Raw genomic sequence first — 19,742 nt, forward strand, 5'->3', positions numbered from 1 at the left:
TTGAAAATGTTAATCTATTATTTGCTTTTAAATCCTGTTCTGTGACATTGTTCACAATATACATCCGTTGGTGCAGTTAATTTCGTGTTTTCTAAAGTTTTGGATTGATCATGACAGACATAGCATTCTTCCTTCTGTTGTTTAGTTTCCGCTTTGTCAGCATGTGCAGTTAACCAAACATCGGATTCTACGTGTCCTTCAGGACGGTAACTATGACAAGAGCTACAGAAATTATTTTCACGCGAGTCTGTTTTTACAATCGATAGATCAGGATTGTATTTTGTTCTTGAAGCACCAGCATCAATTAAGCTAACAATGTCTTGTTTTTCAAAATGCTTAATCCATTTCGAATCCTGGTGACAATCAATACATTCATCCAAGGTGTTAATAGCTGCATTGCCGTGATTTTGATTCCAGTCGATTGCTTTATGGTTTTTAGGAGTACTTACCTCTAAGTGACATGTTGAACATTCCATAGAAATCTTAACATCCTCTACCTGCTTACCAAGTGCTTGGAAGATAATTCCTTGGGCTTTTTTCTTTGCTACAGCAGCTTTATCTTCTGCTGATAGATTTGTAGTTGCTGCCTCAGCATGTCCATCTTCATCATCCTGCTTGCCATGGCCGTCTTTATGCGGATTTTCAGGGAGACTGTATTGAATATCTTCCCAAGGCTTATCGCCTTTATTGACCTTATCGTGACAGTCGATACAAGTTCCCATATTGGGTCTCATATACGTATCGTTCACTAGCTTATCGGCATTTTCCATGGTCCAGTAATCCATATCTTTTTGGTAGTTAATGCCGCGCTCGACCACTTTCGCATGAGCAACTCCGCTATGGCAGGTTACACAAGGTATATCTTCTTGAATATGTTCACTATGGTTGACGATTAAGTCCCCAGTAGCTGAAACAAGACGGTTTTCTGAGTGACAGGTCATACAGCTCTCATTTGTAACTGCTATTGTTTGAACAATCGGGTCAGGAACACCGACTATATGGTAGTAAACTTCCTTAAGAGAGTGAACTTTGTGTGTGACCATGTTTACCGCACCAGGCTCTATATGACATTGAGTACATTTAATTTCACTATGTGCACTAACTTCAAATGTTACATATTCCGGTGCCATTTCATGACACCAAGAACAGAATGATGGATTAGATGTAAATGCAATTGCTCCCCATAAAAATCCTGAAAAGCCTACAACTGCAAATAAACTAGCAAATAACAACTTCCAGCGATTCACTGGGTTTTTCCAGTCTATCCCACGGAACTTGCGCCACATTCTTCTAAATAAACCTGGTTTTTTCTCTGTTTCTTCTGTCTGGATTTTCTCTTTTTTCTTCCAGAACCTCATTATGCTCTCCCCCTTTACGAGATGAATGGCTTTTTATGTTTTTTTAGGTGTTCTTCCCTATAACAAAGTATCCGATATTCCTAAACTTTTTCCAATGTACATTCTGTGAATAAAATTACATTATTAACTAAAAAATTAATCGTTCACATTTTAGTCTAAAAACCGACATAAATGCTGTTTTAAAAGGATTTTTAAGGTGTTTACAGTGCTAAAGTGTGCAACCGAAGAGTTGAATAAATATGTAAATAACCTTATAAACTTGTAAACTAGTAAAACCTATAGCACCATATATTTTTCCTCTATCAAATAGGAATTTATTAATAAAAGGATGCATTTTATTCTTTTGGGCAAAAACCGGGAAGAGGGATAAATCCATTTGCTTTGGAAAAGGAATTTCTGTGTGAATTAGCTTCTATTAAAATGATTCGTATTTGCCATTAGTTGTCACTCCAAATAGTAAGTGGTAAAATTAGTAGGAATAGTACGGATTTTTCAAGGATTCGTTGCTTTTTTAGCGAATCCTTTTCATTTGGAAATATCCTCTTGGGAATGAATTGATAAAAGGAGCGTCAGTATGGGGATTTTAAATAAAATTTTCGACCAGAATAAGCGCGATTTGAAACGTCTAACAAGGCTTGCCGACCAAATTGATGCCTTGAGCGGCGATATGGAAAAATTTTCGGACGATGAGTTAAGAGGGAAAACAAAAGAGTTTCAGGAACGCTATCAACAAGGTGAATCGACTGATGACCTGTTAGTTGAGGCCTTTGCGGTTGTTCGTGAAGGAGCGCGCCGTGTACTTGGTCTTTATCCTTATAAGGTACAGTTGATGGGTGGTATTTCTCTTCACGAAGGAAATATCTCTGAGATGAAAACAGGTGAAGGTAAAACACTTACGGCCACAATGCCTGTTTACCTCAACGCGATTACAGGAAAAGGCGTCCATGTTGTAACTGTCAACGAATACCTAGCTAGTCGCGATGCCAATGAAATGGGACAGCTATACGAGTTCCTCGGCTTATCTGTTGGCTTAAACTTAAATGGAATGAATAATGAAGAAAAGCAAGCTGCCTATGCTGCTGATATTACTTACGGGACTAATAATGAGTTCGGGTTTGACTATCTGCGTGACAATATGGTGCTATACAGCCATCAGAAAGTACAACGTCCGCTTCATTATGCTGTCATCGATGAAGTAGATTCGATTTTAATCGACGAGGCTCGGACCCCGTTAATCATTTCAGGATCAGCTCAAAAGAGTGCAGCTCTTTATATTCAAGCGAATGCCTTTGTAAGAATGCTGAAAAAAGACGAAGATTATACGTATGATGAAAAAACAAAAGGGGTTCAGTTGACCGAAGAAGGAATTACCAAAGCAGAGAAGGCTTTTGGAATTGAAAACCTATTCGATATCTCTCATGTCACTTTGAATCATCATATTAATCAGGCGTTAAAAGCAAACGCTAGTATGCACCTTGACGTGGATTATGTTGTCCAAGATGGCGAGATTGTCATCGTTGACCAGTTTACAGGGCGTCTAATGAAAGGACGTCGTTACAGCGATGGTTTACATCAAGCGATTGAAGCGAAGGAAGGCCTAGAAGTTCAAAATGAAAGCATGACGCTTGCGACGATTACCTTCCAGAACCTTTTCAGAATGTACGAAAAGCTTGCTGGGATGACTGGTACTGCGAAAACAGAGGAAGAAGAATTCCGCAATATTTACAATATGAATGTAGTCGTTATTCCTACAAACCGCCCGATCATCCGTGATGACCGAGCAGATCTTATCTTTGCTTCAATGGATGGAAAATTCCGAGCGGTTGTTGAGGATATCGCTCAGCGCAATGCATTAGGACAACCTGTGCTTGTAGGCACCGTAGCGATTGAGACCTCTGAAATCATCTCAAGATATTTGACTAAAAAGGGCGTTAAACACAATATCCTAAATGCAAAGAATCATGAGCGCGAGGCAGAGATCATTTTAGAAGCTGGTCAACGGGGTGCCGTTACCATCGCTACCAATATGGCTGGTCGTGGTACGGATATCAAGTTAGGGGAAGGCGTTAAAGAACTTGGTGGTCTAGCGGTTATTGGTACGGAACGTCACGAAAGCCGACGGATTGATAATCAGCTCCGTGGTCGTTCAGGGCGTCAAGGTGACCCAGGACTTACACAGTTCTACTTGTCGATGGAAGATGAACTAATGCGTCGCTTTGGTTCAGACAATATGAAAAACATGATGAGTCGCCTTGGAATGGATGATACTCAACCAATTCAAAGTAAAATGGTGACACGCGCTGTAGAATCAGCACAGAAACGTGTAGAAGGCAATAACTTTGATGCTCGTAAGCAATTGCTTCAATACGATGATGTTCTTCGCCAGCAGCGTGAAATTATTTATAAGCAACGTGATGAGGTCCTTGAGTCTGAAAACCTCCGTAATATTGTTGAAACGATGATTCGTTCTTCCATTGAACGAAATGTCTTTGCTCACACCGTAGAGGATTCGGATGAGTGGAAGCTAGACGCTATTATTGACTATGTGAACGGGAATCTTCTCCGCGAGGGAGAATTAACGATAGCGGACCTAGAAGGGAAAACTCGCGAGCTAATCGTTGATATTATTTTTGATAAGGTCAAGCAACGTTATAATGAAAAAGAAGAGCAAATGGAACCAGACCAAATGCGTGAGTTCGAGAAAGTTATCGTTCTCCGTAGTGTGGATTCGAAGTGGATGGATCATATTGACCAAATGGAGCATCTCCGTCAAGGTATTCATTTACGTGCATACGGACAAATTGACCCACTTCGTGAATACCAAACAGAAGGTTTTGCAATGTTTGAAAGCATGGTAGAAGCCATCGAGGCAGATGTTGCTCGTTACATCATGAAGGCTGAAATCCGCAATAACCTTCAACGTCAAGAAGTCGTAAAAGGACATGCGGTGAATCCAAAAGAAGAAGGCGGAGAAAAGCCAAAGAAAAAGCCTGTTGTGAAGCAAATGGACATCGGTCGAAACGACCCTTGTTATTGCGGAAGTGGGAAGAAGTATAAAAACTGCCATGGAAAACATGAGTAATCTGCAATAGGTCATAATGACTACCGCCAATGAAGTGGCATATATTGTTAAAGAAAATTTTTGTGGGGTCGGCGAAAATATTTCGCCGCCTCTTTTTTCCTATCGAACAAAAAATCAGCTATAATAGTAATTATCTATTTTTTAGGCTCTTTTCTCAAAGTTTGTTGCTTTTGGTTAATAAATAAGATGGATTCACTGCAAAACAGCTTTTTAATAATGAGAAAAGAGCTTGCAAACTTACTATAACGTAGGAAATAACTTATCTTGCGTTAAAATCGGCTTTAGGTAGTAAAAATCTGCTTTAAGATTTTTACAATTTTAACAACAATCTTTGCAAAAACAACCATTTTTTAAGAGGTGAACGAGATGGAATTAGCGGATATTCGGAATGAACTCGAAAAAACAGCTAAGAAATTAGCGGACTTTAGGGGGTCTCTTTGACCTAGAAACAAAGGAAGCAAGGATTGCAGAACTAGATGAATTCATGCTTGCTCCTGATTTTTGGGATGATCAACAAAAGGCTCAAACCTTTATTAATGAATCGAATGCTTTAAAAGACCAGGTTCATGTTTTCCATGATATGTTTGAAACATTTGAAAACCTAGAGGTCTCTTATGAACTAGTAAAGGAAGAAAGTGACGCAGAGCTACAAGCTGAACTTGAAGCCGAATTAGTTGAGTTATCACAGCGCTTAAATGATTTTGAGCTAGAGCTCCTATTAAGCGAAGAATATGATAAAAGCAATGCCATTCTTGAGCTCCATCCAGGAGCAGGTGGTACAGAGTCGCAGGACTGGGGCTCAATGTTACTGCGCATGTACACAAGATGGGCGGAGAAAAAGGGCTTTAAGGTAGAAACCCTTGACTACCTTCCTGGTGATGAAGCTGGAATTAAAAGCGTAACACTATCGATCAAGGGGCATAATGCCTATGGATATTTGAAGGCTGAAAAAGGCGTACATCGCCTCGTCCGAATCTCTCCATTCGATTCCTCGGGTCGTCGACACACTTCCTTTGTGTCTTGTGAAGTGATGCCAGAATTAAGCGATGATGTTGAAATTGAAATCCGAACTGAGGATTTAAAGATTGATACTTACCGAGCAAGTGGTGCAGGGGGTCAGCATATCAATACAACAGACTCTGCCGTAAGGATTACCCACACTCCCACAGGTGTAGTAGTAACTTGTCAGACTGAACGTTCACAAATTAAAAACCGCGAGCGAGCGATGACAATGCTAAAGGCAAAGCTTTACCAACGACAAATTGAGGAAAAAGAAAAGCAACTTGCTGAAATTCGCGGAGAACAAAAAGAGATTGGCTGGGGAAGCCAGATTCGCTCTTATGTCTTTCATCCGTACTCAATGGTCAAGGACCATCGTACCAACGTTGAGTCTGGGAATGTTCAAGGCGTGATGGATGGCGACCTCGATCCGTTTATTGATGCATACTTGCGCTCGAAGATTTCATAAGAAAAGCAGCAGGCGAACTTTGGCATAGAGCTAGTTCTTGCCATGCTGCATAATAACAAAAAACAAGGCTGACGAGAGTATCTTCTCAACAGCCTTGTTTTTTTCTGACTTGTTTGGATGAGCCTGTCTAATCCTTTTGGTCACAAAACCCTCACCCCAGCCGCTTTTTAGCTGAAAATGGTGATTTTTTATTCCTTGTACGGGAAATATATAAGGTACCCAGTACCGTATACACCTTGAACACTGAGCTTCTTAAACTATAATCTAACTCTTAATCCAAGAATTTGCGCTATCCCACTTCAAAACCTAATGACTTATACTAGTAAAAGACTTTGTGGGAGGGTATTTTCATCCTAGATTCACCTTTTAAATGCCTTTTGGCCGCTTTAATACCCCCACCCTAGTCGGTTTTTCTGAAAAAAGTGATTTATATTCCCCGTTACGAGCATTATATTCCCCGTTTTAAGTCGTATATTCCCTGCACGAAAATAAATACCCTACACCGTACGGTATACCCAACAAACACTTCCGCCTTTTTTTTACTAGTAAAGTTGTCTGAAAAGTTTTACTGCCCCTTCATAAACGCCAGCACTTCCAAATCAATCTTCCCGGCTTCCTGCTCACGTTCCTCAAAGTTTTCTGTATGTAAATAGGCCGTAAATGCTTTGTGCAGCACTTCTTCGTTCTCTGGCTCACTGTTTAAGTAACCGAGGCGTCTCAGCTGCGCAACGACTTCCTCTCTCACCTCTCCTTCAATCTCCACTACATTCTCCGGCTTAGATTTTGAGAAATACAGCTGTTGCAGGCCGTAGATTCGAATGAGTTCTTTAATCGGCTCAGGATGATCATCGACACGCAAATCGATGTAACGGTCATTATAGCCACCGTAGCCACCCGCCTCCTTAACGACAAGAAGCGCGGCAGACTGTTGCCCTCTGCTGTCTCCTCCTGCCTCTTGACCCGCGTTTAAAGCCGCAAGCAACCGTTCAGCTAAGCTACCGCTTGTTTCCGTAAAGGTCTGTGCCATCGCCTGAACAGTCCCGTCGATAAGGATATTTCCTTGGGCAGCAAAATATTCACCAGTGATACCGCCAGCCCAATCATAACAATAGGTACCAGTAAAAGTAGCAGGATTTCCACTAGCATCAATCAAACCAACTTGACGCATCTCCTTATCAGGATCATCCTTCGTAATGATTTCTAACGCCTCGGCAGCGGTCTTCCCTTCTGCCATTAACTCTAGCGCTTGTGGCCCATAAGCCGTGTTGGCATAGGATTGAGTCGCCACCGCCCCGACACCAGCCTTTGCAAACGGTACAACGGCTCCGACACCTAGAAACTTCGACTGAACCGCAATCCCCCACTCTTTTTCTTTCGGATCGTACCCAACAATTGAAAAAGTCAAAATCATTTCCTCCATTTCATTTTTAAAATGATAAAACCCGCAGCCATGGACGGCTGCGGGCTAATTCCCACTAATTTATTACTGAGCTTCTATCAAGCCATAGCGACCATCTTTACGCTTGTACACAACGTTTGTGTTGTTGGTATCAGCATTATGGAAAACGTAGAAGCTATGTCCCAGTAGGTTCATCTGAAGAATCGCTTCCTCGCTATCCATTGGTTTTAAATCAAAGCTCTTTGTACGAACCAATTCTAGTTCGTCTTCATCGCCATTAACATCAATTTCATTGAAAATTGGCGCCACATCTTTGATGCTATCTTGGCCACGGAATTTACGGTTAACTTTTGTTTTATGTTTACGAATTTGTCGTTCTAATTTATCAGTAATCAGGTCAATTGCCGCGTACATATCTTCATGAAGTTCTTCTGCACGGAGGACAAGATTTTTCATTGGAATGGTAATTTCCACTTTTGATTTTTTGTCCTGATACACTTTTAGGTTTACGCTTACGCTGGCATTTGGTGTCTCATTGAAATAACGCTCCAACTTGCTGACCTTCTTTTCAATGTACTCTCTAATTGCTGGAGTTACCTCGATGTTTTCACCACGAATGTTATAGTTCATAAGCGATACTCCTCCTTTAAAATGACTATGTATCTATACTTCTATTTTACCCCAAAGAACTCCTGCTTTAACAGAGAAAAGATTGACGAAATAATGACGTTTTCTTCGTCATCATAGTAAAAACGATGAAAAACGCTCTATAATTCCACTCGGAGTCTGTCGCAATTTCTGGGAAAATGTTGATTCGATAAACCTCCATTTTCTACCGTGCGAGTGTAAGGGAACTCACACTTCTAGCTCCATGCCCTAATAAAACCTTAGCCGCATGTCTTAAGGTTGAGCCTGTTGTATAAATATCATCTACAAGCAGAATATTTTTTCCTTCTAAAGATATCTGTATCTCACTATCCAGTTGAAACACCTGTGAAAGATGAATCCGGTCAGAACGCGATTTTTTGGATTGCTTTTCTGTATGGATTCGAGTCAGCAGATGGCTAGGCTTAAAACCAGCCTCAATAATCAGTGCCTCAGCTTGGTTAAAGCCCCTCTCATACAACCTTTCCTGACTCAAGGGAATGGGAGTTAGGGCGTCAAAGTTCATGGAAGTTAGTTCTTTTTTTATCCTGCTTCTAAAAGCACGCGCAAGAATATAGTCGCCCCGATACTTAAATTTGGCAATCACTTCTTTTAGAAAATCGTTGTACTCATACAGCGAGATATTCTGACTAAGAGCCCCACTCCAATCAGAGTCCTGCTCCCAACGGACACAATCATAACAAAGGTTCTCATTTCTATAATCAGCAGCTAAAACACGGCTACAAATGCTACATCTTTCTCCGACAAGGAGCTTAAGCTTGCTTTGACAATCCTCACAAGTCCATTGTTCTTCAGTATCTAGAAATACATTAGTCCAACTTATAACAGGGGTTAGGATTCCATTACAAACCAGGCAATATTCATCTAAAAACAGCTTCATACATCCAACAGCCCCTTTTTAAAACCTTCAGTGTTCATCCTCATAATTTGCTTTTGCGCACTGACCATCGCCTCTGTTTTCCCATAATGAAAGAAACTTACCTCACCTTTAGGAAATTGAGCACTCCTGCCCGCACGTCCGGCGATCTGCACTAGAGCACTCTCCGTAAAGATTGAGTCCTCCGCTCCTAAAACAGCAACATCAATATTCGGGAAAGTGACGCCTCGTTCTAGAATCGTCGTCGTTAATAAAATCAAAAGTTCTTTATTGCGCATACAGGTCACTTTTTCTTTCCGATTCGGGTCCTCAGCATGGACTGCTTCAACCTTTGGATGGAGTTTACGAAGTATAGGTAGGATGAGTTCCATTGAGGCAATTTTAGGAGCAAAAAGAAGTGCTTGCTTGTTATTTTCAATTCTTTGATTGAGCCAATAGACAAGATTGTCTGGAAGAGCTTTGTTCGCTAAACGTTTTTGCCAATTGCCGCACCAAACGAACTGCGGGACAGGTAGTGGGTGACGATGGTATCGGGCTGGAATCGTGACATATTCTCGCTTGCCTAGACGACATTCTCGTTGCCAAGAAGCACTCGGTGTTGCTGTTAGGTAAACCATGGTGGAACCAGGTTTCCTTGCTTGCTGAACCGCAAACTGAAGGGTTTGATCGACAGAGTAAGGAAATGCATCCACCTCATCCACGATGATAGTATCAAAGGCTTGGTAAAAACGCAGGAGTTGATGAGTGGTCGAGATGGTCAACCGAGCATATTTATGACGGTCCTCACTGCCACCATATAACGATGCAACCTCTACATCTGGGAAAACAGCTTTTAATCGGGGCGTAAGCTCTAAAACAACATCGGTCCGAGGGGTCGCAATACAAACACGCCCTCCCTGTTGGAGCGCTTGTTCAATGCCTTTAAACAACACTTCGGTTTTCCCTGCCCCACAAACGGCCCAAACAAGCAGCTCGTTTTGGTTGTGTACGGCATGGACTACAAGGTTTGATGCGTGCTGTTGTCCTGCTGATAATGCCCCTGTCCACTGTAATAGCCCCTGGTCCTTCTCACTTCCCTTTATCTCTGGGACAGGTCCAGCCCAGCTAATAAGTGGCGTACAGCTACTTACACGCCCCATCATCAAACATTGCCGACAGTAAACGCAGTTCTCGCTGCATCGTGCACAAGGAAAGGTAGAAAACCACCGCGGCTCCTTCGTCCCACAACGGAGGCATTCATGTTGTCTACCATGTTGAAGAAGTGCCTTTCGATAAACGAGATAACCATTTTGATAATGCTGTTGGATTTCTTCTAATGAAAAGGGGATATCTTCAAGTAGCAACTGTTTCCCAGAAAGATAGTGTTGAAGGTCATGATTAAAAGAAAAAGAAGGTTGAAGGGGGATATGAGGCAGCGTTTCGATTTGAGAGATCGTGTTGGTTTTTTGCGAGGTTTTGAGTAATGATTCAGGAATCAATTGGTTGTGTTCAATCGCAAACCTCATGCAGAAACATTCCTTTGGGCTACAGTCTTCATGGTTTCCCTCCGCATTGATTAAAAGTTAGAAAACGCCACTTCCAAGCTATTTTGAACTCTAACCTAGAAATGACGCTCATTGAAATATAAATGTACTATTTGAGCCATGGAGGCAAGTACAAAAGATTACTTTTTGTACCAGCCCATCCCAAGCGACCCTTCTCCTAAATGTGTTCCGATGACAGGACCGAAATAACTAATGGAGAACTCTACATTTGGGTATTTTGCCTCGAGCTCAGCCTTCCAATTGTTCGCTTCGTCCTCACGATTGGCATGGATAATGACAGCTCGATATTCAACACCATTTGCTACAGCCTCTCCTAAAAGGTCTGAAACACGGTTAAGGGCTCTTTTCTTCGTGCGAACCTTTTCGTATGGTTCAATTTTTTTATCAACAAAATGAAGGAGCGGTTTGACCTGCAGTAAGCTGCCAATAAACGCCTGTGCATTGGAAAGCCTTCCTCCACGCTGTAAATGGCTTAAATCATCAACAATAAAGTATGCACGCATGGATTCTTTCATTTCATTTAAGCGTGCGATAATTTCGTCTGCACTCTTGCCTTGTCCTGCTAACTCAGCTGCTTCCAACGCATAAAAACCTTGGACCATGCAGGCCGTTTCCGAATCAAAAGGATATACTTGAATCCCTTCTACCATTGAACCAGCAGTAACGGCTCCTTGAAAGGTTCCACTAATTCCACTGGAAAGATGAACGGAAATAACCGCATCATATTCCTTTGCCAAGCGTTCAAACAACTCCACAAACTGCCCGATAGGAGGTTGCGAAGTAGTTGGTAGTTCGCTGTCTTTTACCTTTTCGTAAAATTCTCCTGCCGTTAAATCAATTTCTTCACGAAGAGATTCATTCCCAAAAATGACGCTTAAAGGGATCATATGGATATTCAATTTCTCTCGTAATTCTTTCGGGATGTACGCGGTACTATCCGTGACAACAGCCGTTTTCATGTATAGAATTACCTACCTTTTTTATCGCTGATTAACGAGTAGTTTCCCCCGTTTGAGACTTGACGTATACGAGAATGGGTATATAGAGGATAAACAACCCGAAATGCTCGATTCATTCTACTTCCTTCTATGAAAGGAACCCCATTACATTGGGAAGTTTCACTACATCTAGCATTGTGCCTATTACTCATTTTATATGAATTCAATTTAAATTGCATTATTTTGTGAGAAAAGATAAAGACATACTTACCAATAGGTCAAGTATGTCTTTAAGTTACTAGTATTGAGTTCACCTTATTGCATTTTTATCTAAACATTCCTAGTGAGAAAAAGAGCTGGTCGTTAAACCTACTTAACCTCAACCCACCCATTTTTAATAGCCACTACAACAGCCTGCGTACGGTCGTTTACATTCATTTTTTGCAAGATATTACTTACATGATTTTTCACTGTTTTTTCACTGATATAGAGGGAATCGCCAATTGCACGGTTGCTTTTCCCGTCAGCCAATAGCTGAAGGACTTCACATTCACGTCTTGTGAGCAAATGAAGCGGTCGGCGGATTTCGACCCGTGCAATGGTTTGAACACTAGATTCGCCTTCTTGAATGGAAAGTCTTCTAAATTCTTTTACAAGATTATGAGTCACCTTTGGATGAAGATAGGAACCACCTTCAGCTACCACTTTCACTGCGCTAATCAAGGCGTCGGCATCCATTTCTTTCAAAAGATACCCAGTTGCTCCTGTCTTCAAGGCGTGAGTCACGTAATTTTCATCATCATGAATCGAAAGAATGATGACCTTAGCCTGTGGATGCTTGGCAATTAATTGCTGGGTAGCATCAATCCCATTAATATTCGGCATGTTAATATCCATAATAATGACATCTGGCTGATGAAGTTCAAACAAATTCATCACTTCACTGCCGTCGTCCCCTTCAGCCACAACCTCAAATGAGTGTTCAAAGTCTAGAATTCGTTTAACCCCTTCTCTAAATAGCTGATGATCATCAATAATAATAATTTTCGTTCCCATCTCTTCGCCCTCCCTGTCTAATCATGCTTTCTGTCTTTTGTATTGATCGCAGGCGAAACGTCCCCTTACCCGCTAGCTTTTGATTCCTTTTTCTACCCTATCACGGGTATCCTTGTCCATTTTTTAATGGACACTTTTAAATTTGACTCTCTAATGGTACGTGTATGACTACTTTAGTCCCATTACCGATGGCTGAATCAATAAAGATTTCTCCATCTAGCAAATCAACCCGTTCTTTCATTCCGAGTATACCAAAGGACTGCATTTTAGTTTGGTTCAGATCAAAGCCTTGGCCATCATCTTTAATGGTTACCTTGGCCATTACTTTTGTGATATCTAATTCTACGTTAATAATTGAGGCTTTCGCATGCTTCAATGCATTCTGAACCGATTCCTGTATCAGTCTAAACAGCGCAACTTCATATTTCGCCGGTAGCCTATTCACTTCACAGCTATGACAAAAATGTATTTTTACTGTCTTATGATACTCTTCGGTTGTAACCAGATATTTTTTGAGGGTAGGCACTAAACCTAAATCATCAAGTGCCATTGGACGCAGATCATAAATAATTCTTCTAACCTCATACAAAGCCGAGCGAACAATAACCTTCAAATCGCGAATTTCCGCTATCGCTTCCTCGCCGCTTCGCTCTTTGTAAATTTTCTCAATGAGATCAGAGCGCATCATAACATTGGCAAGCATCTGCGCCGGACCATCATGAATCTCCCGGGACAATCGCTTTCGTTCTTCTTCTTGCGCTTCAATAATTTTCAGACCAAAGTCCTGCTTTTGTTTCGCTGTTTCTAAGGCTTCACCCATTTGCCGGATATCGCTCATCATATAATTCATGACAACTGAAATTTGCGATGATAGGTCTCCCGCCCGTTCAATCGTATTGGTAAGACCAGACAACCGATGTTCGAGGTCGTTTCGTCTTTCTTTTAGCTGTTTTTCAAGTTGCCGCTTCATCGTTAGTTCCATTTGCAGACCATGGGCAACTTCATAAGCCTCTTTGACTTCAGCTTCAGAATAGTCTTTGAAATGCTTGCTTACATCAGATAATCGTTTTCTTGCTGAACGAACCTTAAGCTCAAGCTCGTCCCCATCTTCGACAATCTTCTTCCCAAGCGTTTTAACTTCCTTTACCTCGTTTACAATCGATTCATAGTCTTGGCGACATTGTTCTCCAATGCTAAAGACTTCATTTTTACTATCTGTAACGGTGTCAATCATGGTTTCAAGAATATGATCAAGGGTTTTCGTTTCGATTTTTTTTAATACCATCGCAATTCCTCCGGCGATTTCTTCTGCGTTATAAGTAGCCGTTGATTTCCGCTCCAGGCAAAATCAGCAATTTCCGTAAACACAGCATTATCTTAAAATAAACATCCTACAAATTGCTTATGAAGGGCCGATGTATTAACAAGGTTTTCTTTACAGAAGATTACTCTAAAAGATATTACCCCATAATAATCATCATACCGTGAATATATTAAAAACATCTACAAATAGATTCCGTCAAAAATCGGGACCTTTTGATAATAAGTACTATTATACCATCCTATCATTTTACGAACATTAAAGTTTATTTACATTCTTGACTCAATTTGTCGCATTGCCTTTGTCGATTTATAATAGAGGGAAGAGATCAACAGAGAAAGGAGCAATTTACCATGCTGCCCCGCTATAAAACAGTTAAAGGCTACGGTGAACACGAAATTAATATTCAAAGATCAAGATTTATTGCCTATATCGAACGCGCTGAAACAGAGGAACAAGCGCAAGAATTCATCCAAACCATAAAAAAGAAAAACTGGGATGCAACACATAATTGTTCTGCCTACCTAATCGGCGAGCAAGACCATATCCAAAAAGCCAATGATGACGGAGAACCTAGCGGCACAGCAGGAGTTCCCATCCTAGAAGTCCTTAAAAAGAAAAACCTAAAAGACTCCGTCGTCGTTGTCACCCGCTACTTCGGAGGGACCAAACTCGGTGCCGGTGGGCTCATTCGCGCTTATGGAAAAGCAACCTCTGAAGGTCTAAATGCCACTGGAATCGTCGAAAGAAAGCTTATGCGGGTCATGCATACGACGATTGATTATACCCTTTTAGGAAAGGTAGAGAATGAGTTAAGATCTTCCGTTTATACACTAAAAGACATTCACTACCTAGAAAAGGTCGAACTTGAAACATTTGTCGAAGAAGGAGAGAAAGATAACTTTTCTGCTTGGATGGTGGAACTGACGAATGGGCAGGGAGAACTAGTTGAAGGGGAAATGCTTTATTTAGAGGAAGCGTTAATCTGATAAACTATAACAAATTTAGCAACATGCGGAACCAGAACTTATATTAGTACTATATCAAAGCTTTTCTGGACTAAAGTCCTAGAAAAATGACTTTTACCAAAATATACGATTTACGAAAAACCAAATAAATTGTAAAATGAAAGATAGGTTAAAAAGGAAACAAACTTTAAAGTCCTTATAAATTCTTAATATAAATAGAAAAGGAGATTTATATGTCAGAAATTAGACGCGGTGATCTTCACTATAAACCCAAGAAGAAAAGAAAAAGAATAGTCCGTTGGATTATGTTGCCCCTTCTCCTTATTCTTGTAAGTGGTGTTGCCTATGGTGCACATTTATATAGCAAAGCAGAAACGGTTATGAAGGATTCTTATCAACCAGTTGAACGGGACAGTAAACGCGCTTATGTCAACCCTTTTGAGGAGAATATCTCCGTATTATTTATTGGAGTAGACGATAGTGAAAAACGCCAGTTTGATTCTAACTCTCGTACAGATGCATTAATGCTTGCTACTTTTAATAAAGATGAAAAGTCAGTGAAATTATTAAGCATTCCGCGTGACTCTTACGTCTATATTCCTGACAAAGGATTCTCTGATAAAATCAACCATGCCCATGCCTATGGTGGCGTAGAGTATACACTTGAAACGGTGGAGAACCTTCTAGATATTCCAGTCGATTATTATGTAAAAATGAATTTTAATGCCTTTATTGACGTTATTGATGCACTCAATGGGATCGAAGTAGAAGTACCTTATACCTTTACTGAACAAGATTCAAAGGATAAAGCAGGTGCTATTACATTACAGGAAGGGCTACAAACCTTAAATGGTGAAGAAGCCTTGGCTCTAGCGAGAACTCGTAAGCTAGATAGTGACATTGAACGTGGAAAACGTCAGCAAGAAATCATAAAAGCAGTGATTAAAAAAGCAGCATCCGTTAAGTCCCTAAAAAATCATACAGACGTAATCGAGGCTATTGGGGATAATATGAAGACAGATTTAAGATTTGAAGAAATGACGTCCTTTATCAATTATGCAGTTGCAGGTACTAGCTTAAATGCAGAAACGCTAAACTTAGCTGGGAGCGACTCCAGGATTAACGGAATCTACTACTACCAACTTGATGAGCTGGCATTAGCTGAAACCATAACTACCTTACAAAGACACCTTGACTTGATTCCGGAAACGGACTTAGTTAACGAAACAGATTCGAGCACTGACACAACGAATGAAGTTACAGCCCCTTCTTATTAGAGGGGTTTTTTTATTTCTTAATATACCCTGTAAATGTAAAATAAAACAAAACTCACTCTTCAAGGAAATTCTTTTTATAATTTCACAATAAAAAACCCAGTCAACTGACTGGGTTTTTATCTGTTTTTTACATATTTACGTCCTTGTAACATGTTTAATAACGGACGATAATTCTTATCCACTAGCCCAACACTTTCAACGATCAGTTCAATGGACAGTAAAATAATCGTGATGAGCAACAAGGATCCCCACATCGTTGTAAGCGAGAAAATAAATGCTGCTAAGCCAAACAAAGCGCTGATCGCATAAATCATTAAAACCGTTTGTCTATGAGTAAAACCAAGGTTAAGAAAGCAATGGTGTAAGTGTGACTTATCAGGTGCAGATAACGGTGTTTTTTTGACAAGACGTCGTACGATTGCAAAGATTGTATCCGTCATTGGTACACCTAAAATAATGATTGGAATGATAAAGGAAATGAAGGTTACGCCCTTAAAGCCGAGTAAGGAAAGAACGGCAATCATATAGCCGAGAAATAACGCCCCTGTATCACCCATAAAGATTTTCGCGGGATAGAAGTTGTACACGAGAAAGCCCAGTGTACTTACCAGTAGGAGAAACCCTACTGTCATAACATAGCCATCCCCCATAATAATTGCCATACCAGAAATTGAAATCAGAGCAATTGAAGAAACACCCGCTGCTAACCCATCAAGACCATCGATTAAGTTAATCGCATTGGTTACCCCGACAATCCACAGAAGGGTAATCACAAAACTAAATGCTCCGAATTCAAGCATTCCCCCGAAAGGAAGATTGATGAAACTGACCTGAACCCCGCCCCATAAAATTGCAAGTAACGCAGCAGCAATTTGAGTCACTAACTTTACTCGTGCTGAAAGCTCGTAGATGTCATCAAGGATTCCTGTTAAAACAATGACAAGCCCACCTGCCATGATTCCGTAATGATGGGGACTATCTGGATTCATAATAAAAAGACCAATCATAAAGCTAAAATAAATGACTAAACCGCCCAAACGCGGCATAATTTTCTGATGAACTTTCCGATCATTTGGTCGATCGGTGGCTCCTAATCTAAACGCCAACTTTTTAACAAGTGGTGTAATAAGGATGGAGCACATAAAGCATAATATTAAGGTCATGTAAAACATATTGACCCTCCTTGTGATTAGGATGCCCCTAGAAGTAAGAATAAAACAGGCATTTTTGATTTTCTCTTTAGCCGAAGCTAATTATAGCACAAACAAAAGACAAGCGAATGGTTTTTCATAGTTTAGTAATATTTTAGTAATATATAATAAATCCCTTTTTCGCAATGATCCGTTAGTAAAAGGCGATTTATTTATTATCAATGCATAGTAACTTTCTGCGCTCTAATATATGGACGAATAAATCAGCGGAAAGTTTCAGAGGGGAAAATTTTATTCCCCTTTGGGCTTGAACTTAATTTTAAACACTTCAAAAACAAACTCCGGTAGTGCCAGCATTCTTCTCCATCGCGAAGGCTGTTTAAATAGCCTATACAGCCACTCCACCCTTAATGTCTGCCAGATTTTAGGTGCGCGTTTAACCGTACCAGCCAATACATCAATACTACCTCCGACCCCGATGAAGATTCCATGATTGAATTGATTAATATGCTTCGCAATCCATAGCTCTTGTCGTGGGACTCCTAGTGCAACAAGGACAATATCAGGCTGAAGCCTATGGATGTCGGCAGGGATTCCCCCTTCCTGCCAATCAAAAAAGCCATGATGTCTACCAACAAGCTGCAGAAGAGGATATCGTTTCTCAATATTCTTAGCAGCCGCAGCATTAACCTCTTCTCTTCCACCTAGAAGATAAACTTTCCAGTTATTTTGATTTGCTAACTCCAATAATCGAATAGTCAAATCGTAGCCGGTCACGCGCTCTGGAATTGGGTTATTTAGAATTTTAGACGCTAGGATTATTCCATGGCCATCTGGGACAATATAATCAGCACCATTTACTGCTTCCATATAAGCTTCATCTTTTTTTGCGTGCATGACGATTTCAGGATTGGCTGTGACAATGAATGTTTTTTGTTGATTTAAAATCCTGATTGTCAATTTCTTTACCATCTCTTCAAATGTTGATGTAATAAAAGTTAACTTTAAAATCTCTATGTATCTAGATTTCATACTCTGTCCTCTTCATAAAATATTTTTGAAGTTCATTAATATAGGAACTGTTTTTTCTCCTCGCTTTTATGTAAAAACCTCCAGGTGGCCCCAGAGGTTTATGTTTCCTATTTATGAAATATTTCCTCAACCACTCGCTTAGAAGCATCCCCATCCTCAAGAGAACAAAACTTTTGATAAAACAGGGTGAAATTCTCTGAAAAAGTATACTCATTTGATTCCATTTGTTTGATAATCGATACTACTTCTTCCGTTGTTTTCACTAAAGGGCCCGGTGCTTCCTTTTCAAAATCAAAGTAAAAACCTCTTAGATTATCCCGATAACTCTCTAAATCATATACGTAAAAAATCATTGGTCGTTTTAAATTGGCATAATCAAAGAATACGGACGAATAATCAGTTATCAACAAATCAGAAATAAGATAAAGTTCTCTTATATCTTCGTGGGATGAAACGTCATAGGCAAAACCCACATAAGTGGATAGGTCCAAATTCTCCGCAATCAAATAATGCATTCTCAAAAGAATAATGTAATTGTTACCCAATTGTTCTTTCATGTTCTGTAAATCTAATTTTAAATTGAATTTATATTTACCTTTTTGATGGTACTCGTTATCCCTCCATGTAGGGGCATAAAGGATAACCTTTTTCCCTTCAGGTAGTTGTAATTTCCGCTTTAATTCACCTATTTTAGCCTCATTATTTTCATTTATTAGAAAATCATTTCGCGGGTACCCTGATTCAATCATTTCCTTTTTAAAGTCAAATGCTCTTCTAAAAATTTCTGTAGAGTAATGATTAGGGGATATTAAGTAATCCCACCTACTAGATTCTTCTAAAAAATTTCTTTTATATTTCTCGGTGGTTGTGCCAGGCATAAGTACTTGATCCATATCGGCTGCAAGCCTTTTTAAAGGCGTTCCATGCCATGTCTGCAGATAGGTTGTATGCTTAGGTTTTGGGATCCATAGCGGCAATCGACTGTTAGAAACCCAATATTTAGCACGAGCCATTAAAATTAACCATTTTAGTGAAAAACGATTTATGGTAACTACATCTTTCCCTGAAAATGCTGATCCAAAGCGCGGGTCAATACTCCAATACATTTTATATTCAGGGTTTGTCTTTAAAAGGTATTCATAAATAGCCCGAGGGTTATCACTGTATTGTTTCCCCAAGTAACTTTCGAAAATAATCAATTTTGAATTAGAAGGGAGAGTACCAACGACTCTAAAAAATATTTTATAAACAGCCTTTGCAAAATTACTGTTTTTAAGTCTCGAAATTAATCTTTTCATTATGACAGTATCCTTTTAGTTATTTTTAACTCAGCATTTATAGAATAACATTGAGGGCCTTTTTTTATCAAAGGAAAATTAAACTTGTAACTTTCTTACTACTATATTGCTTCACAGTGTAACCTTTAACATTCAACATCGTCCATTAATACTGAATGGTTTTGCCCCTTTAATCTTAACTCTAAGTTACTTTATCCATTACTGTGAATAATTAACATCTACAAACTCTCAGCTTCGTTGAGCGTCTTCTTGCAATACATGTCGGTTTACCTTAGAATTATTAAGTATGTTTACTGAATTGCAAAGA

The 19,742-nt window shown here is 39.9% G+C and carries 14 protein-coding genes and 1 pseudogene; 4 read left to right on the forward strand and 11 right to left on the reverse strand.

Annotated features, from left to right (window positions below):
* Positions 1–17: 17 nt before the first annotated feature.
* Complete coding sequence (locus LG336_RS23580) at positions 18–1,358, reverse strand: cytochrome c3 family protein (protein ID WP_404329912.1); 1,341 nt, start codon at positions 1,356–1,358, stop codon at positions 18–20.
* Positions 1,359–1,932: 574 nt separating this feature from the next.
* Here LG336_RS23580 and secA point away from each other — a divergent pair.
* Both secA and prfB read left to right on the forward strand, forming a co-directional pair.
* Positions 1,933–4,440 carry a preprotein translocase subunit SecA gene (gene secA, locus LG336_RS23585; protein WP_404329913.1) on the forward strand — a complete coding sequence of 836 codons (2,508 nt, stop codon included), beginning with the start codon at positions 1,933–1,935 and terminating at the stop codon, positions 4,438–4,440.
* A gap of 366 nt (positions 4,441–4,806) precedes the next feature.
* Positions 4,807–5,908 (forward strand): peptide chain release factor 2 gene (prfB, locus tag LG336_RS23590; protein WP_404329914.1). Its coding sequence is split into 2 segments (ribosomal slippage): positions 4,807–4,878 and positions 4,880–5,908, totalling 1,101 coding nucleotides; the frame shifts between segments, so codons are not numbered across the junction.
* A gap of 565 nt (positions 5,909–6,473) precedes the next feature.
* Here the strand turns inward: prfB and LG336_RS23595 are convergent.
* From LG336_RS23595 to LG336_RS23625, 7 genes are all read right to left on the reverse strand, one after another.
* Entirely contained in the window at positions 6,474–7,319 is an 846-nt protein-coding gene (locus LG336_RS23595) for a DUF1028 domain-containing protein (protein ID WP_404329915.1), read from the reverse strand.
* A gap of 72 nt (positions 7,320–7,391) precedes the next feature.
* Positions 7,392–7,937 carry a ribosome hibernation-promoting factor, HPF/YfiA family gene (gene hpf / locus LG336_RS23600; RefSeq protein ID WP_404329916.1) on the reverse strand — a complete coding sequence of 182 codons (546 nt, stop codon included), beginning with the start codon at positions 7,935–7,937 and terminating at the stop codon, positions 7,392–7,394.
* Positions 7,938–8,139: 202 nt separating this feature from the next.
* Positions 8,140–8,853 (reverse strand): ComF family protein, encoded by a 714-nt coding sequence (locus LG336_RS23605; protein ID WP_404329917.1) that lies wholly within the window; start codon positions 8,851–8,853, stop codon positions 8,140–8,142.
* Positions 8,850–10,355: a DEAD/DEAH box helicase gene (locus LG336_RS23610; RefSeq protein ID WP_404329918.1), complete on the reverse strand. Its 1,506-nt coding sequence runs from the start codon at positions 10,353–10,355 to the stop codon at positions 8,850–8,852. The genes LG336_RS23605 and LG336_RS23610 overlap by 4 nt, the downstream gene beginning before the upstream one ends.
* Before the next feature lie 158 nt (positions 10,356–10,513).
* Positions 10,514–11,353: a DegV family protein gene (locus LG336_RS23615; RefSeq protein WP_404329919.1), complete on the reverse strand. Its 840-nt coding sequence runs from the start codon at positions 11,351–11,353 to the stop codon at positions 10,514–10,516.
* A 348-nt stretch (positions 11,354–11,701) separates the two neighbouring features.
* Positions 11,702–12,388, reverse strand: coding sequence for a response regulator (locus tag LG336_RS23620; RefSeq protein WP_404329920.1), 687 nt, complete (start codon positions 12,386–12,388; stop codon positions 11,702–11,704).
* A 136-nt stretch (positions 12,389–12,524) separates the two neighbouring features.
* On the reverse strand, positions 12,525–13,673 hold the full coding sequence (locus LG336_RS23625) for a sensor histidine kinase (RefSeq protein WP_404329921.1): 1,149 nt from the start codon (positions 13,671–13,673) through the stop codon (positions 12,525–12,527).
* 389 nt (positions 13,674–14,062) lie between these two features.
* On the opposite strand from LG336_RS23625, the gene LG336_RS23630 reads away from it, so the two are divergent.
* Both LG336_RS23630 and LG336_RS23635 read left to right on the forward strand, forming a co-directional pair.
* Positions 14,063–14,698: a YigZ family protein gene (locus LG336_RS23630; RefSeq protein WP_404329922.1), complete on the forward strand. Its 636-nt coding sequence runs from the start codon at positions 14,063–14,065 to the stop codon at positions 14,696–14,698.
* Positions 14,699–14,910: 212 nt separating this feature from the next.
* Positions 14,911–15,954: an LCP family protein gene (locus tag LG336_RS23635; RefSeq protein ID WP_404329923.1), complete on the forward strand. Its 1,044-nt coding sequence runs from the start codon at positions 14,911–14,913 to the stop codon at positions 15,952–15,954.
* 116 nt (positions 15,955–16,070) lie between these two features.
* Here the strand turns inward: LG336_RS23635 and LG336_RS23640 are convergent, their stop codons facing one another.
* The 3 genes and pseudogenes from LG336_RS23640 to LG336_RS23650 all read right to left on the reverse strand — a co-directional run.
* Complete coding sequence (locus LG336_RS23640) at positions 16,071–17,126, reverse strand: glycosyltransferase family 4 protein (protein WP_404329924.1); 1,056 nt, start codon at positions 17,124–17,126, stop codon at positions 16,071–16,073.
* A 270-nt stretch (positions 17,127–17,396) separates the two neighbouring features.
* Positions 17,397–18,137 carry a WecB/TagA/CpsF family glycosyltransferase gene (locus LG336_RS23645; protein ID WP_404329925.1) on the reverse strand — a complete coding sequence of 247 codons (741 nt, stop codon included), beginning with the start codon at positions 18,135–18,137 and terminating at the stop codon, positions 17,397–17,399.
* 107 nt (positions 18,138–18,244) lie between these two features.
* Positions 18,245–19,432 (reverse strand): annotated as a pseudogene (locus LG336_RS23650) (CDP-glycerol glycerophosphotransferase family protein); the annotation flags it as partial.
* Positions 19,433–19,742: the final 310 nt, after the last annotated feature.

Source organism: Mesobacillus maritimus (assembly GCF_044803185.1).
In the GTDB taxonomy this organism is placed as follows: Bacteria; Bacillota; Bacilli; order Bacillales; family Cytobacillaceae; genus Mesobacillus_B; species Mesobacillus_B maritimus_B.